The sequence below is a fragment of the Gilliamella sp. X-23 genome, from assembly GCF_057063545.1.
Genome location: NZ_JBXSQG010000008.1, coordinates 15,304 through 30,576 on the forward strand (window position 1 = coordinate 15,304; position 15,273 = coordinate 30,576).

At 36.4% G+C, this 15,273-nt stretch carries 15 protein-coding genes; all 15 read right to left on the minus strand.

All coding sequences use genetic code 11. The annotated features are described in order from the left end of the window. Positions 1-16 precede the first annotated feature (16 nt). Positions 17-184 carry a 50S ribosomal protein L32 gene (gene rpmF / locus ACYH9I_RS06785; protein ID WP_025316508.1) on the minus strand — a complete coding sequence of 56 codons (168 nt, stop codon included), beginning with the start codon at positions 182-184 and terminating at the stop codon, positions 17-19. Between the two features lie 4 nt (positions 185-188). Continuing rightward, complete coding sequence (gene yceD, locus ACYH9I_RS06790; RefSeq protein ID WP_483559850.1) at positions 189-698, minus strand: 23S rRNA accumulation protein YceD; 510 nt, start codon at positions 696-698, stop codon at positions 189-191. A gap of 221 nt (positions 699-919) precedes the next feature. Then, positions 920-2,839 (minus strand): BglG family transcription antiterminator, encoded by a 1,920-nt coding sequence (locus ACYH9I_RS06795; RefSeq protein WP_483559852.1) that lies wholly within the window; start codon positions 2,837-2,839, stop codon positions 920-922. Between the two features lie 3 nt (positions 2,840-2,842). Next, positions 2,843-3,583 carry a 2-dehydro-3-deoxy-phosphogluconate aldolase gene (gene dagF, locus ACYH9I_RS06800; protein WP_483559853.1) on the minus strand — a complete coding sequence of 247 codons (741 nt, stop codon included), beginning with the start codon at positions 3,581-3,583 and terminating at the stop codon, positions 2,843-2,845. Next, positions 3,583-4,722 (minus strand): DgaE family pyridoxal phosphate-dependent ammonia lyase, encoded by a 1,140-nt coding sequence (locus tag ACYH9I_RS06805; RefSeq protein WP_483559854.1) that lies wholly within the window; start codon positions 4,720-4,722, stop codon positions 3,583-3,585. The genes dagF and ACYH9I_RS06805 overlap by 1 nt, the downstream gene beginning before the upstream one ends. After that, complete coding sequence (locus ACYH9I_RS06810; protein WP_483559856.1) at positions 4,700-5,854, minus strand: amidohydrolase/deacetylase family metallohydrolase; 1,155 nt, start codon at positions 5,852-5,854, stop codon at positions 4,700-4,702. Before ACYH9I_RS06810 ends, ACYH9I_RS06805 begins: the two co-directional genes overlap by 23 nt. Positions 5,855-5,905: 51 nt before the next feature. Beyond that, positions 5,906-6,559, minus strand: coding sequence for a DUF4310 family protein (locus ACYH9I_RS06815; protein WP_483559858.1), 654 nt, complete (start codon positions 6,557-6,559; stop codon positions 5,906-5,908). 15 nt (positions 6,560-6,574) lie between these two features. After that, positions 6,575-7,327 carry a DUF4311 domain-containing protein gene (locus tag ACYH9I_RS06820; protein WP_160403970.1) on the minus strand — a complete coding sequence of 251 codons (753 nt, stop codon included), beginning with the start codon at positions 7,325-7,327 and terminating at the stop codon, positions 6,575-6,577. Between the two features lie 20 nt (positions 7,328-7,347). Next, positions 7,348-7,641, minus strand: a complete 294-nt coding sequence (locus ACYH9I_RS06825) for a DUF4312 family protein (RefSeq protein ID WP_483559860.1) — start codon at positions 7,639-7,641, stop codon at positions 7,348-7,350. A 13-nt stretch (positions 7,642-7,654) separates the two neighbouring features. After that, positions 7,655-8,023, minus strand: a complete 369-nt coding sequence (locus ACYH9I_RS06830) for an SFCGS family glycine-rich protein (protein WP_160403972.1) — start codon at positions 8,021-8,023, stop codon at positions 7,655-7,657. Between the two features lie 47 nt (positions 8,024-8,070). Next, complete coding sequence (locus ACYH9I_RS06835; protein ID WP_483559862.1) at positions 8,071-8,400, minus strand: transcriptional antiterminator; 330 nt, start codon at positions 8,398-8,400, stop codon at positions 8,071-8,073. Between the two features lie 378 nt (positions 8,401-8,778). Continuing rightward, positions 8,779-9,687 carry a TPM domain-containing protein gene (locus ACYH9I_RS06840; protein WP_483559864.1) on the minus strand — a complete coding sequence of 303 codons (909 nt, stop codon included), beginning with the start codon at positions 9,685-9,687 and terminating at the stop codon, positions 8,779-8,781. 8 nt (positions 9,688-9,695) lie between these two features. Further along, positions 9,696-10,292: a LemA family protein gene (locus ACYH9I_RS06845; RefSeq protein WP_085247021.1), complete on the minus strand. Its 597-nt coding sequence runs from the start codon at positions 10,290-10,292 to the stop codon at positions 9,696-9,698. Between the two features lie 356 nt (positions 10,293-10,648). Then, on the minus strand, positions 10,649-10,960 hold the full coding sequence (locus ACYH9I_RS06850; RefSeq protein ID WP_085247022.1) for an antibiotic biosynthesis monooxygenase family protein: 312 nt from the start codon (positions 10,958-10,960) through the stop codon (positions 10,649-10,651). Between the two features lie 83 nt (positions 10,961-11,043). After that, positions 11,044-15,261 carry a DNA-directed RNA polymerase subunit beta' gene (gene rpoC, locus ACYH9I_RS06855; protein ID WP_483559866.1) on the minus strand — a complete coding sequence of 1,406 codons (4,218 nt, stop codon included), beginning with the start codon at positions 15,259-15,261 and terminating at the stop codon, positions 11,044-11,046. Positions 15,262-15,273 lie beyond the last annotated feature (12 nt).

Consider the following 15,273-nt stretch of genomic DNA (forward strand, 5'->3'; position numbering starts at 1 on the left):
TCTAATTAGGTAATAATTATTTAGAAATCACTTTACGACCACGATAATAACCATCTGCGGTTACATGATGACGTAAATGTGTTTTACCTGATTCATCAACTGAGATATTAGCAACAGTTAATGCATCATGAGAACGACGCATACCACGTTTTGCACGAGTTTTACGATTCTGTTGAACAGCCATGGATTTACCCCTTATTCTTTAAACTAACTAAAATTGCAAATGGATTCGGTTTTTCATTCTCACTTGGAATGTCACCAAATACCATATCAGCCTCTGACACTTCGCAGTGTTTACTATCATGTACCGGCGCAATTGGTAACGAGAGAATGATTTCGTCCTCAAGTAACGCTAATATATCTACTTCGCCAAACTCGTTCATCAGAACGGGCTCATAATGTTCCGGTAGTGCCTCTGCTTGAGCATCGCTCTTAACAGGACTAAATTTATTTATCACATAAACTTCTGTGATAAAAGGTTTAAAACAACGTTGGCAGATCTGCTCTAACGTAATTTTTGCATCAATTGCAATAACACAAAGCTTTTGCTCATCATAATAAAAAGATAAGCTGCACTCAATATCGCTTTTTGGACGTTCAACCCTTGTCACACTTTGCATTGGATAATATCCAACATAATCAAGTTTTTTTTGTGCCGCTTTAATCGGGTCAATTGTTAATGGCAATTTATTTTGCATAGAATATGCATTCTACCTTAAAGTTATTCTTATGTCTCTTAAAAGAACACAATATATAAGGCGCGCATATTACCTTTAAATAAGGTTTTCGTCAATGCTAGATCATAATATAATTTGATTTAAATATTGGACATTAACCTTAATATTTTTTAAATTTATGTAATTTTATTATTGTAAAACAGTTTCATCTAAATCATACATTTTCATGGTCTATAAACATATTATGATAATCGACTAAAACTATCTTTAACAATAGCCCTGAAGTCATCAAAATTTTTACTATTTAATAAACGCTTAGTTGCTCTTTCATTAACAAAATTAACAAATAAATTATAGATTCGCATAGCATCTTCATACTCATCTTTACTAATTGCTAACAAAAAAATAACATGTGCAATTTCATTTTTATTCCATGCAATACCTCGCGGTACCAAAATCGTTGTTACCATTGTTTTTTTTGCCAATAGACCAACGGTATGAGGAATAGCGATGTTTTCGCCTAATAATGTTGAAACAATTGCTTCACGTTCAATTACAGAAGGATAAAAATTCTCATCGACATAATCTGATTGTTCAAGTCGTTGGCAAGCCTTTTTTAAAAGGCTTTTTTGTGTAATAGGTTTATCGATAATCAGAAAAAAATTTTCATCAAAAAATCGCTCAATAATATAAGGCATAGTTCGATCGATCATTGCAAGCCTTCCTAACTGTTCAAGTTGATAAAGTGTAGGAAATGGTGCAATTTTAACTATTTGTTTATTTTTTTCTGTTAAACGAACTGTTGATACGACAAAATCTTCTTCAATATCTAAAAGCTGTTCATACTCTCTATAAGAAAGAACACGATTAATCTGAACATGTGGAAAATCTCGCTTAATTTTTGACTCAATCATTCTTAGAGTAGAATTACCCAGTTCACTAACTAATAAAATTTGAGCATATCTTTCATGACCAGCACTGTAATTACGCTCTAATGCCACACCAATATGAATTGCTAAATAGCTAATTTCATCTTCCGTCATTTTAAATTCAGTGTACTTTTCTGTATTAGTAAGTGCAGACAACGTAATATCGTACGCAAAAGGATAATATTGTTTAATTTCATACAATAAAGGATTAGTTGTTCTAATTTGATATTTAATCCTTGATAACATTGAAGAAATATGGATTAGCATGTCCTGGTATAATTTTTTATCATCCCATAAATTATAGTGATAAGAATCATTTATATAAGATAAAATATGATTAACCAATGCCAAGCTTTTTGTTTGATTAGGAGAATCCATAATCGTTCTGGAAGCAATTTGCACGCATAAATAGTTAAATTCGGCATCTGAAAACACACTGCTTAGAAAGTAAGAAAACCCTTCAGAAATTTCACGAGCAGCACTAATAACAGTCGTATTTATTTTATCGACTTGATATTCAAGGAGTTCATACCCTTGAGTAATTCTAGTTATAGAAACTGCACAACTATAAAGTAAATACCCTTGCCCTTCGGCGTTTAACTTTAATTCAAAACGTTCAAATTGGTTTTGTAAAATTCTCTCCAGATAATTTAGATCAATATCATTCAAAATAGTTTGTCTAAGTCTATCTACCGTTATAGTATCTTCGACCATATGACATCGCCATAGAATATCGGTTAAACATGCTCGAATAGATGATTCTTCACCAATCAATCGCATCCCATAATAAGGTCGATTTTCAAGAGATAAATTATATTTATCTAAGTACTGCTTAACTTCAATAACATCATTCTGTAAAGTACTACGACTTAAAAACCATTCTCCAGCAATATCATCTAATTTAACAGAGTTTGATTGAGTTAAAAAAGCAATCAATAGGGCAGAAACTCGCTCTTTACTTGTTCGTGGAACCTGCTCTATTGTTTGTGTAATTGGTAATGTCGCATAACAATTAGGATCAGATACCACAAGCTGGTAACCTATATTTTTGGTATATTCTACTTGAGCACCATAATTACTTAAAATATCATTAAGTGCTGAAATATCAGTCCGAATTGTTCGTGTAGACACAGAAAAACGATTTGCTAGCTCTTGCTGAGGTAGTATCTCATTTTTTATCGTATCAAAAAGATACGCTAATCGCTGATAAGGAAACAACACTTTAGATGACATCTCTTATCCTACTAATTTTTGGGTAATTGATAACAATTGTTTGACATCACTGATTCGAGTTTCGCCTGTCACTTTATCAATGATAGAACTATAGATATGTGGAATGATCTTTTTCACTCCCGAATCTAAAGCAATTTTTAAGATCGACTCATAGTTATCTAAATCGATACCACCTGTAGGCTCTAGGTAAAAATTATTTTCTGCGCAACATTTTGCGACATACTCAAATTCATCTTGATGCTTTAACCCCTCCATAGGAAAATATTTTATTGAGCTTCCGCCCATATCTTTTAATAAAGCAATTGCCGTTTCTACAGGCACAATCGCATCTGAAGATTTAGAGCTTAGCGGTCCTGTTGCAATATTAACTAAACCAACTTTCCCTGTTGGTGAAACTAATCCATTAACTACTGTTTTATTTTGCCCCAACAAAGCTCTACTTGTTGCCACACCAGTAAAAACTTGATTAACATGTTGCGGCTGAAGTACAGCAGAAATTTCAGAAACCATTATTGACTGATTTGGATCACCTGCACCAAGTCCGACTGAAATTGCATTATCGATCGCTAAAGCATATTTTTTCATATCGGCAATAGCTGAGGCATTATCTGGATAATTTTTAGACAAAACACCGACAACAACATGTGTTTTTGCTGCTTCATAAATAGCTCTGGCATTATCAATAGAATTGGCCAATACGTTTAAACAAACACGATCATTATAGTAATTGGGAATCAGTTGCATTATTTTATTCCTTGAATAATATTTTTAATTTTGTTGTAAATAATATCGAGTTGAGCTGATGTTACACTACGCACATCGACATCAACTTTGCCTTCATTGGCTTTATATTCTCTGAAGTAAACTGCAATTTCGCCTTGTTTCATGAGATCCACCATTTCGATTGCAGTTTTACCTATCACGCTGGCATCAAACGCTATTTCTGCGCGTGCGATATCACGCCCTGCGCCATCCCAAACGACGTTGGCCGATATTCCATCAAGAGCATTTAAATTATCAATAAATGGGGTCATTTTAGTTACCATTTGTTGTCCTGTTTCATGTATTGGTTTGGTAATATAAAGTTCAATTGCTTTGGTTAACCCTAAAATACCTTCTTTACCAACTTTCATTGGTCGTCCAATACCTTGTGACTGAAGTTTTACCCATTCGACAGCTTGTTGACGACCAACAACTAAACCGCTGGTAGGCCCTTCAATCGCCTTTGCTCCGCTATAAATAACTAAATCGGCACCTTGTTGATAATATGTTTGTAAATCTTCTTCAGCTGCAGCATCGACAATTAATGGAATTTTGTGTTTTTGAGCAATACAAACAGCTTGCGCAATTGATAGCATACTTTTTTGCACACAATGATGAGACTTAACATATAAAATGGCTGCTGTGTCTGGATTAATTAAAGACTCAATATGTTCTGGTTTACATTCATTAGCATAACCCGCTTCAACCACAATACCGCCACCTAATGAAACCATCGTACTAATCGGTGCACCAAAATTAACGTTATGACCTTTAGGAATAATAATTTCTCGAGGAACATATTTATCTGATGAATGTAAGTTAAATAGCAGATCATAGTCATCCTTGATAATTATTCCTGCAACAGCTTGAGCAATGCCCGCTGAAGCACATGATACAACAACCGCGTTTTCTACATTGAGTAATTTAGCGATATATTGTCCCGTTTTATCGACTAAGTCTTTAATTTCAAAATACTCATTTAAACCATGCAATACAGTCTCTGCCACTTCCGGTCTTGGTGTCGATACACCTAAAATAGTCATACGACCTGAAGCATTAATCACTTTTTTTAAGTGATATTTACTATATATATCTGTTTCAGTTTGAGATTTTAAGTCCATTTTTACTACCTTCTTCTGTTATTTCAATACGCACAGTATGTTCTGTACTCCCAGCTACAACACATGCCAAAGGAACAAACTGTTCATGACTTTGACGAACTTCACCTTCTGAATCCGATAACGAAACTATTTCCTGTTTGATGTCAAAAATAGTGAGATCAGCATCATAGCCTATGGATAATTCTCCTTTATTTTCAAGATGTAAAATTTGTGCTGCATTCTTTGTAACACTATCAATAATTCTCTTCCTGCTATAACCTAAACAAATAAACTTAGTCATAACATTAGCCAAACTAAATACTGGCCCTTGAATACGATTCTTAGAATAAATATCAGAACTAATCGTATTTGGGTAAATATCAAGGCATTTAGCCCTCTCAGCAACAGCAAAACTAAAACTCTCACCACCATGACCAATATCTAAAATTACGCCTCGCTTAATAGCCCGACTTATTGAATCGCGAAGATTATTTTCTTTATCAAAAATTCGATTCGGCTTACCATTAAAACAATGAGTGATGATGTCTCCTTTTGTTAACAGATCGGCAATATCATCAAGCTCTGGCGGATTATTTCCCACATGAATCATTAAAGGTAATCCACTCTTTTTTTGCATATCTTTGGCTTTGACCAACGGTAATATTCCATTTTCACCAACCACACTACGACTCATTCTCACTTTTATTCCAATAATAAAATGAGAATATTTGGCTAACATTGTGTCGAATAAAGGCACATCAATATCACGCATATCGGCAAGTTCGCTTTGTCGTATCAGCCCTATTTTCGAGATATTTAAAAAGGAATAAACATGAGTGTTGGCTTGTTGCGCTAATTGATAAAATTCATCAACATCAAGCGCACCAACGCTACCGGCATCAACTACCGAGGTGACACCAGCCTTAGTGCCGATCAAATCAGGTTCATCGTAATAAATAGGTGAACGAGCAAAGCAATGAGTGTGAGAATCAATCCATCCAGCACTAATGTAGTGTTTAGCATATAAATTTAAAATCTGTTGTGATTGTTCTGTAATGTTCTTACTAATCTCAACAATCTTGCCTAAATGAACTGCAATATCAACGATCGATTCGTCAATTAATTTTGCTTTCTTTATCACTAAATCATACATAATTACATCCAAATCCTCTGTAATTTAGGCAATGACAAAGGAGTATTAAAATCACGCAATTGGGAAGATCCCACCAAAAATCATTGCACCTAAAATTGCACCACCAGTGATAGGCTTTTTCCATACATAAAAGATAAGCGCACCAAGTAATGAGCCAATACCAATTGGAATTGAGGCAACCATCGCCGATAAAATAATCATTGGCCCTAAAAATCTTCCCGATGCATTACCCGCCCCCATCATGACATCAGCCCCAAATGTTGAGCCACCGCCACTATTTATCGTAAATTTACGAATAATAATGATAATAAACCCAATCAATACACCTAAAACAAGACCGGTTACCAACGCAGCAAAAAAGTTTTCAACAGGTAATGTGTAACCGCCCGCTAAAAGCAATGCAGGAACGCCTAAACCAATACCAGTTTGTAAGGCACCACCAATATCTAATATACCGACTAACGACCCTTCAATGACTCGAGCAAATAAAAAGCTCGCCCCAAAAGCAGCCACTGCACCATAATCGCCTGTTGTCATTCCTGATTTAAGCATGGCGACAAAAGCGATTTCATTAAATGCACCAATACCATAAACATAAAAAGTATGCGTCCCAGCAAAAATCCCAGCAGATAATAATCTGCAGATAATAGGGAATGACCAATCGGCATACCAAAAGCTCTTATTAATGGTTGTTTCTGTATTCATAACATGTTCCCTATACTATTTAAACCAATAAGATAGACCATCTCTAAAAGAGTTAATCATCTTCATATCAAAGCCACGGAAATATCCGCTCATGACAAATAAGATAATAACGGCAACCAACATGATCTTCATCACACGATTCCAACCACTATCATCCACACCTTTACCTATCAAAATACCTAATACAAGTCCTGGTACAGCATTCCCCATAATTAACTGTGCAAGCCCGCCAAATAGTGTTCCCCAAAAACCACTTCTTCGCCCAGCGTCTAACGCAGCTAACCAAAAGATAACCGGCATGACAGTTGCTACAAGTAAATTGGCAGCAGGAACAAGTACTTTAGTTGCTGTAATCTTCAACGAATCGGGGATTGCTGAAGTTGTGGTATTTAAAAATAGCACAACAAGTACACCAATAATTGTGCACACAAATGCCATTTTTTTCGGATCATGTAACGTTTCGGTAATATTACGATTTTTTACCATCAGTAACGCTGCCCCCCAATTTGGAATGATACGATGATCAACATCTTGAGTAAAAGAGCCAGCGGCAACAGATGAAGCCCAAGCATTAAAGAAAAATCCGAGGCCAAAAGAAAAATGTGCAGCAGGATCCCCTTCGCAAGAATTAAGCTCACCTAATGTGCGAAATGCTCCCATACCTTGATACGTTGGCGCGTGAAACATTCGAGCCGCCCCAGCACCAACGCTAAAACCACAAAGTCCACCGATAATAATAGACTTGAATGCAATAATTAAAATTTCCATAACTTCCCTTTTACGTTATGTTATTTAGTGGTAAATTCAATGTCACTTAAATCAACAAAAGTTACATTAACAGATACATCAAGCGTGATTTCATAAAAAGTCTTTTTTCTTGGTAAAAAAACAAACAAAAAACGCTCTATGGTTGTCTTTTCTACTGCTGATACAACTTGAACATCAATCGGTTCAATGCGCAACATAATATTATTGGTATTTTTCAATACTTGTTTTTGAACCTGACTTAAAGCGATAGCAAATGCTTGTTGCTTAGCATTACCATGACCTTTTACTCTGACAAGTATCTGCTCTTTTTTCATGCTGATTTTCCGCTTATGAACGTGGATATTTTTTCAAAAATGCTTTTGCGATACGTTGTCCTAGCTCTTTTGTGTCCATAAAGCCAAAACCGAGAACTTTACATCCTTCATTGATAGCTGTTTCGCCCTCTTCAATTGATCGCATACCATGGCGTTGTAGGTAGCCATATTTATTTTGTGCCGTAATAGCACCTGCTCCACCACTACCGCAAAAAGAAAGTCCTAAATCAGCCTTTTCGCTGTTCATTACATCGCCTAATTTCATATCTGCAGCCATACCGGGAATGACAATTGCACGACACCCCTCTACAGAATTAATACCTTCTGCAATTTTTTGCCCTTTTCCCATTCTATCGCCAATAACAATGACTACTTCAGCCATAATATTTCTCCTATTTAATTTTCATTTTAGAATGTCTAGTATTTGTTTTAGTTTGCCTTAGCGACTTCATAATGCACCGCTAATAAATAAGCCTCTTCCATTGGTAATTTATTGAATAATTGTACCGTTCTACGTGCTAACGATAATGATTCTTCTGAAAGCTCACCAAAAAGTGTTGGATCGACTTCGGGAAGCCTTTCTAAGTTTTTTGCTCTTTCCACCATAGCTTTAACGTGGGAATACAACATCGCCTTTTGGATATCATTTTGAAAAATTTGACATTCAGATAACCAATCATTAATTATTTCAATAGTTTGATTTGTAACTAATTCTGGATCAAGATTATCTTCGATCATTCGGAATTTTATTTGGTTCATAATCTATGTACATATTATTGTTTTAGGATGATTTAAGCCTAAATGAAATGAGAATCAATTTGGATAGAGACTTTTTCCATCAACAACAGGAAATTTGTTATAAAGATAGGAAAGTGCAGTAATAGACAGGCTTTGTTATTCTTAAATTAATAATTTACAAATTTAATTTATGTTCAATTTTGTGATTTAGATCATAAAATAAGCTAAAGTTAGCTTTCCACTTAAAAGCACGCCTAGCCTAAGATTGACTGGGAAAATCTATTTATCCTTTAATTAAAAGCTCTAAAAATCAACAAAAATTCAAATAAAATCAATAACTTTTCTGAGTGTTTTTTAGTCGTTAATATTTAACTAGATGTTGTGATAGGATTAATTGTATTACCAACTACCGGATGCCCCCCCACCTCCGCTGCGGCCGCCTCCGCCACCGCTAAAGCCACCAGATCCTCCACCGAAGCCACCACCAGACCCACCAAAACCGCCCCCACCACGGCGGTTACTGCCACCACCGCCACCTCTAGCAGTTAAAATGCCGCTTATCATGGTGCTGACAACGAAAGCTAAAAATAACAGAGGTAATGCGATATGTACTGGGTAACCTTGCCATAAAGTAAATCCACCAATAGACAGTCCGTTGAGTAAACCTGTTCCTAAACTTCGTTTGGCACTGACTTTGGTGATAAATAGACTGGTTAGTAAGAAACAGATAAAAAATGATACTAGTCCATAGTTAATTAGTTTGGAACCAAAGTCCCCCGCCAATAAAGTATTGAGATTTTGGCCCTGAGTATCATCATCTTTTGGGTTAGAATTATCAATTTTTTGTTTCAGTACCAACAATGCATTGTCAATACCTTGATAATAGTTATTTTTCTGAAACTGTGGAGCTAATTGTTCGCGAATAATATGGCTAGCAACTAAATCGGTAATGGTTCCTTCAAATCCATAACCAACTTCAATGCGCATACGTTTGTCATCTTTTACTATTAGTAATAAGATACCATTATCTTGTCCTTTTTCACCGATTTTCCATTGAATAAAGACTCTATCTGCATATTGTTCTATGGTTTCATTATCAAGCTTAGCGATCATTAAAACCGCTATTTGTTTCCCGTCTGTCTGTGATTTTTCATAATCACTCAAATTTGCTTCAAGTGTGCTTAATTGTGACGATGTTAATGTATTAGTCGTGTCAATCACTCGATGTTTGAATGCGGGAATATCAGTTAGCCCATAACTGAGCCAACTAATTATGAACAATATGCTACATAGAAAATATTTTTTCACGATAATAATTATCCAAAATTCACTGCGGGAGGATTAGACATTTGCTTTTCATCATCAACCGTAAATTGCTGTTTTGGTTGTTTTCCTAAGCTATCAGCAATCCATTTAGTCGGTAACTTACGGATATAGATATTAAATGTTTGCACCGCTTCGATATATCGCCCGCGCGCAACAGTAATGCGATTTTCAGTACCTTCAAGCTGACTCATTAAATCTTGATAAAGGGTGTTGGCTTTCAGTTCTGGATAGTTTTCACTTACTGCGATTAAGCGACTTAATGCTGAACTCAATTCTGATTGTGCTTGTTGGAATTTTGAGAATGTAGCAGGGTTAGTTAGCTGATCAGCATTAATCTGAATCGATCCGACTTTTGCTCTAGCTTCAGTTACTTGGATTAAAACTTCTTTTTCATGTGTGGTATAACCTTTTACGGTATTGACTAAATTAGGGACTAAATCAGCTCTACGCTTGTATTGATTGAGTACTTCAGACCATGCGGCCACCACCTTTTCGTCCTTTGTTTGGATGCCATTGTAACTTGTAAAATAGATAAACGCCCCAATAACAACTAACACTACAATGATTAATAACGATTTGATTTTCATCCGTACGCCTGAAATTGTTGTTTATTTTACGAACAGTTTAAGAAAAGGGGAATGTTCCTGTCAAGGAATATAAAAACCTTTACACACTTGTGCTTGGCTATATTTTATTAACTAAAAATCAGTCAGGAAAGGTATTGATTTTATTGAAGTTTTTATTTTTTGCACTTTAAATAAAATCAACTAGTTATATAATAAATCCGACGTTTACTGCTAGATTTTAGGTACCTTTGTTATTGTCATATCGGCGTCCAAATCAATTTATTATTGCTCACAAAACTTTGTTGGACTGACTGAATAAATGATAAATAGCTAAATTATCTTTTTTGCATTTATGTCAAACTTGAGATCTGAATTTATTATAATATAACGTCAAAACACTCTAATTGTGCCGACTCAAAATAAATATCACTGTTATTTGGTCGGTTATTCGTATTACGGTGGGTATGTTTAAAGTGTTCAGAATTAACCCAAGCTTCAAAATCAGCTTTAGATTGCCACTCAGTAAATGAAGAAAATAGTGTATAATTTTCTTCTGTTTTTCCTTGTAAAAAGTAAAAACGGTTAAACCCTTTCATTTCTTTCAGATGGCTATCACGATTTCGCCATATTTCAATAAATGTATCTTCGCTACCCCGTTTAATTTTAAAACGGTTCATTACAATATACATACCGATCTCCTTTTATAGTTTTATAACATGACATAAAAAAATAGCACGCCATGCGTGCTATTTGTATATTAAACCGAATGAGACTATTGATTCTCTTCAGCAGAATTTAACAATTCAGCTAAATTAGCGGTTGCTTCTTCCGCTGAAATTGTTGTTTGAATCTCATCAGTTGATGGCATTGCACGTTTACGTAAACGTTCTTTATGGTAAGCATAACCCGTACCAGCTGGAATTAATCGACCAACAATTACGTTTTCTTTTAAGCCACGTAATTCGTCATTTTTGCCTGCTACTGCTGCTTCAGTTAAGACGCGCGTTGTTTCTTGGAACGAAGCGGCAGAAATAAACGATTCAGTCGTTAATGATGCTTTAGTAATACCAAGTAAATCGTGTAAGTAAACAATTGGTTCTTTATTTTGCGCTTCAAGTTCACGGTTGATAATCTTCAAGCGTGAAACTTCAAGTTGTTCACCTTCAAGTAGACGAGAGCCACCCGGATGAATAACCGTTGCTTTACGTAACATTTGGCGTACGATAACTTCAATGTGTTTATCGTTAATTTTTACACCTTGTAGACGATAAACTTCTTGAACTTCGTTAACAATATATCGAGTTACCGCATTAACGCCACGTAGACGTAAAATATCATGCGCAGATTCAGGACCATCAGAAATCACATCACCACGGCCAACTTGTTCGCCTTCAAATACGTTAAGTTGACGCCATTTTGGAATCATCTCTTCATATGGTTCACTACCATCTAATGGCGTGATAATTAAGCGACGTTTACCTTTTGTCTCTTTACCGAATGAAATGATACCGTCAATTTCAGCCAAGATAGCCGGTTCTTTTGGCTTACGTGCTTCAAATAAATCAGCAACCCGAGGTAAACCACCGGTGATATCTTTGGTACCAACAGATGCTTGTGGAATACGAGCAAGTGTATCACCAATATTGATTTCAGCGCCATCTTCTAACTGTACTAGTGCTTTACCAGGTAAAAAGTATTGCGCAAGCATTTCTGTACCAGCAAGATAGATATCATCACCTTTAGCATCAACAATTTTGATAGCTGGACGTAAATCTTTACCTACACCAGTACGTTCTGCTACATCTAATATTGCAATAGATGATAAACCAGTTAATTCATCAGTTTGACGAGTAATAGTTTGACCATCAACCATATCCACAAAACGAACAAAACCTTTAGTTTCAGAGATAACTGGCATAGTATGTGGATCCCAGTTAGCCACTGTTTCACCGGCATCAACCGAAACACCATTACCTTTACTTAAAATCGAACCATAAGGCACTTTGTAGGTTTCTTTCATTCGACCTAAGTCATCAATAATGGTTAATTCAGCATTACGTGAGGTAATTACCAGTTTCTTGTCTGGGTTAGTTACAAATTTAGCATTAGTTAATTTAATGCTACCTTTGTTTTTAACTTGAACACTTGATTCAGCAGCCGCTCGCGATGCCGCACCACCAATGTGGAACGTACGCATGGTTAACTGTGTACCTGGCTCACCAATTGATTGCGCCGCAATAACACCGATTGCTTCACCTTTATTGACCAAGTGACCGCGTGCTAAGTCACGACCATAACATTTTGCACACACACCAAAATCAGTATCACAAGAAACCACTGAACGCACTTTAACACTATCAACAGATTCTGCTTCAAGTAAGTCACATTTACTTTCATCAAGCAATGTGTTACGTGGAATTAAGATATCTGCACTACCAGGTTTTAATACATCTTCAGCTGTGACTCGACCTAATACTCGTTCACGAAGTGGCTCTTTAACATCACCGCCTTCAATAACAGGTGTCATCACCACGCCTTCTAAGGTGCCACAGTCATCTTCAATCACCACTAAATCTTGTGCCACATCAACTAAACGTCGAGTTAAATAACCTGAGTTCGCTGTTTTTAATGCAGTATCCGCAAGACCTTTACGCGCACCATGCGTAGAGATAAAGTATTGAAGTACGTTTAATCCTTCACGGAAGTTCGCAGTGATAGGTGTTTCGATAATCGAACCATCTGGTTTTGCCATCAAGCCACGCATACCAGCCAGCTGACGAATCTGTGCTGCAGAACCACGCGCACCTGAGTCGGCCATCATGTAAATGCTATTGAAAGAAGATTGAACTTCTTCTTCGCCTTCGCGGTTAATTACTTTTTCAGTTGATAAGTTATCCATCATCGCTTTAGCAACGCGTTCGTTAGCGGCAGCCCAAATATCGATAACTTTGTTATAACGTTCACCTGCAGTTACTAAACCAGATTGGAATTGCTCTTGAATTTCAGCGACTTCAATTTCAGCTTCGTTGATGATTTGTGATTTCTTCGCTGGAATTTCCATATCATCAATACCAACTGATACACCTGAACGCGCCGCATAAGCAAAACCAGTGTACATGATTTGGTCAGCTAAAATAACCGTATCTTTCATGCCTAATTGGCGATAACAGATATTTAAAATTTTAGAGATCGCTTTTTTACCCAAAGGTTGATTGATAACAGAGAAGCTCATCCCTTTTGGCATAATTAACCATAAAATTGCACGACCAACTGTTGTATCAACCACCGAGGTGGTATCTTCCCACTCACCTACACTATTACGTTGGCTTTCAGTAATACGGACTTTAACCTTAGCATGTAATTCAACTAGACCTAAACGATATAGCTTTTCAGCTTCTTTAGGACCGGTTAATATCATGCCTTCACCTTTGGCATTGACTTTATCACGAGTCATATAGTAAAGACCTAAAACCACGTCCTGTGAAGGAACGATGATAGGCTCACCACTTGCCGGTGAAAGAATATTGTTGGTTGACATCATTAACGCACGAGCTTCTAATTGTGCTTCTAACGTTAATGGAACGTGAACCGCCATCTGGTCACCATCGAAGTCAGCATTAAACGCCGCACAAACTAATGGGTGTAATTGAATGGCTTTACCTTCAATTAGAATCGGTTCAAATGCTTGAATACCTAATCTATGCAATGTTGGTGCACGGTTTAGTAATACTGGATGTTCGCGGATAACTTCATCTAAGATATCCCATACAATTGCATCTTCACGCTCAACCATTTTCTTCGCTGCTTTAATGGTTGTTGCATAACCGCGACGCTCTAATTTACCGTAAATAAATGGTTTGAATAATTCAAGAGCCATCTTCTTCGGTAAACCACACTGATGCAAATGTAAGTATGGACCTACAGTAATTACAGAACGACCAGAATAGTCAACACGTTTACCTAATAAGTTTTGACGGAAACGACCTTGCTTACCTTTAATCATATCAGCAAGTGACTTCAATGGACGTTTGTTTGAACCAGTAATCGCACGACCACGACGACCATTATCTAATAACGCATCGACAGATTCTTGTAACATACGTTTTTCATTACGTACAATGATATCTGGTGCAGCCAAGTCTAATAAACGTTTTAAACGGTTATTACGATTAATAACTCGGCGATAAAGATCATTAAGATCTGATGTTGCAAAACGTCCGCCATCAAGTGGAACCAATGGGCGTAAATCTGGTGGCAACACAGGTAATACGTTCAGAATCATCCATTCAGGTTTATTTTCTGATTGAATAAATGCTTCAATAATCTTAATACGTTTGGTCAGCTTTTTACGCTTAGTTTCAGAATTAGTGGTAGCGAGTTCATCACGTAGTGCTTCACATTCTGCTTGCACATCAATATTACGTAATAACTCTTGGATAGCTTCTGCCCCCATGCGAGCATCAAATTCGTCACCAAACTCTTCTAACGCATCTAAATATTGTTCTTCAGTTAAAATCTGACCACGTTCAAGGTTCGTCATACCACCATCAAGAACCATAAATGATTCAAAGTAAAGCACTCGTTCAATATCGCGAAGAGGCATATCAAGTAATAAACCGATACGAGATGGTAATGATTTTAAAAACCAAATATGGGCAGTTGGTGATGCTAGTTCAATGTGTCCCATACGTTCACGACGTACTTTAGCTTGAGTTACTTCAACTCCACATTTTTCACAAATTACACCGCGGTGTTTTAAACGTTTATATTTTCCACATAAACATTCATAATCTTTTACTGGTCCAAAAATACGCGCACAAAACAATCCATCGCGCTCAGGTTTGAACGTACGATAATTAATTGTTTCAGGTTTTTTAACTTCACCAAAAGACCATGAACGAATCATATCAGGAGAAGCAAGGCCTATCTTGATAGCATCAAAATCTTCTGTTTTTGTTTGTGCTTTTAGAAACTTTAGTAAGTCTTTCACAATTGACTCCTA

What these genes read in the sequence shown, in the direction of transcription:
- rpmF (WP_025316508.1), bottom strand. Translation starts at nt 184, where the DNA reads ATGGCTGTTCAACAGAATCGTAAAACTCGTGCAAAACGTGGTATGCGT.
- yceD (WP_483559850.1), bottom strand. Translation starts at nt 698, where the DNA reads ATGCAAAATAAATTGCCATTAACAATTGACCCGATTAAAGCGGCACAA.
- ACYH9I_RS06795 (WP_483559852.1), bottom strand. Translation starts at nt 2,839, where the DNA reads ATGTCATCTAAAGTGTTGTTTCCTTATCAGCGATTAGCGTATCTTTTT.
- dagF (WP_483559853.1), bottom strand. Translation starts at nt 3,583, where the DNA reads ATGCAACTGATTCCCAATTACTATAATGATCGTGTTTGTTTAAACGTA.
- ACYH9I_RS06805 (WP_483559854.1), bottom strand. Translation starts at nt 4,722, where the DNA reads ATGGACTTAAAATCTCAAACTGAAACAGATATATATAGTAAATATCAC.
- ACYH9I_RS06810 (WP_483559856.1), bottom strand. Translation starts at nt 5,854, where the DNA reads ATGTATGATTTAGTGATAAAGAAAGCAAAATTAATTGACGAATCGATC.
- ACYH9I_RS06815 (WP_483559858.1), bottom strand. Translation starts at nt 6,559, where the DNA reads ATGAATACAGAAACAACCATTAATAAGAGCTTTTGGTATGCCGATTGG.
- ACYH9I_RS06820 (WP_160403970.1), bottom strand. Translation starts at nt 7,327, where the DNA reads ATGGAAATTTTAATTATTGCATTCAAGTCTATTATTATCGGTGGACTT.
- ACYH9I_RS06825 (WP_483559860.1), bottom strand. Translation starts at nt 7,641, where the DNA reads ATGAAAAAAGAGCAGATACTTGTCAGAGTAAAAGGTCATGGTAATGCT.
- ACYH9I_RS06830 (WP_160403972.1), bottom strand. Translation starts at nt 8,023, where the DNA reads ATGGCTGAAGTAGTCATTGTTATTGGCGATAGAATGGGAAAAGGGCAA.
- ACYH9I_RS06835 (WP_483559862.1), bottom strand. Translation starts at nt 8,400, where the DNA reads ATGAACCAAATAAAATTCCGAATGATCGAAGATAATCTTGATCCAGAA.
- ACYH9I_RS06845 (WP_085247021.1), bottom strand. Translation starts at nt 10,292, where the DNA reads ATGAAAATCAAATCGTTATTAATCATTGTAGTGTTAGTTGTTATTGGG.
- ACYH9I_RS06850 (WP_085247022.1), bottom strand. Translation starts at nt 10,960, where the DNA reads ATGTATATTGTAATGAACCGTTTTAAAATTAAACGGGGTAGCGAAGAT.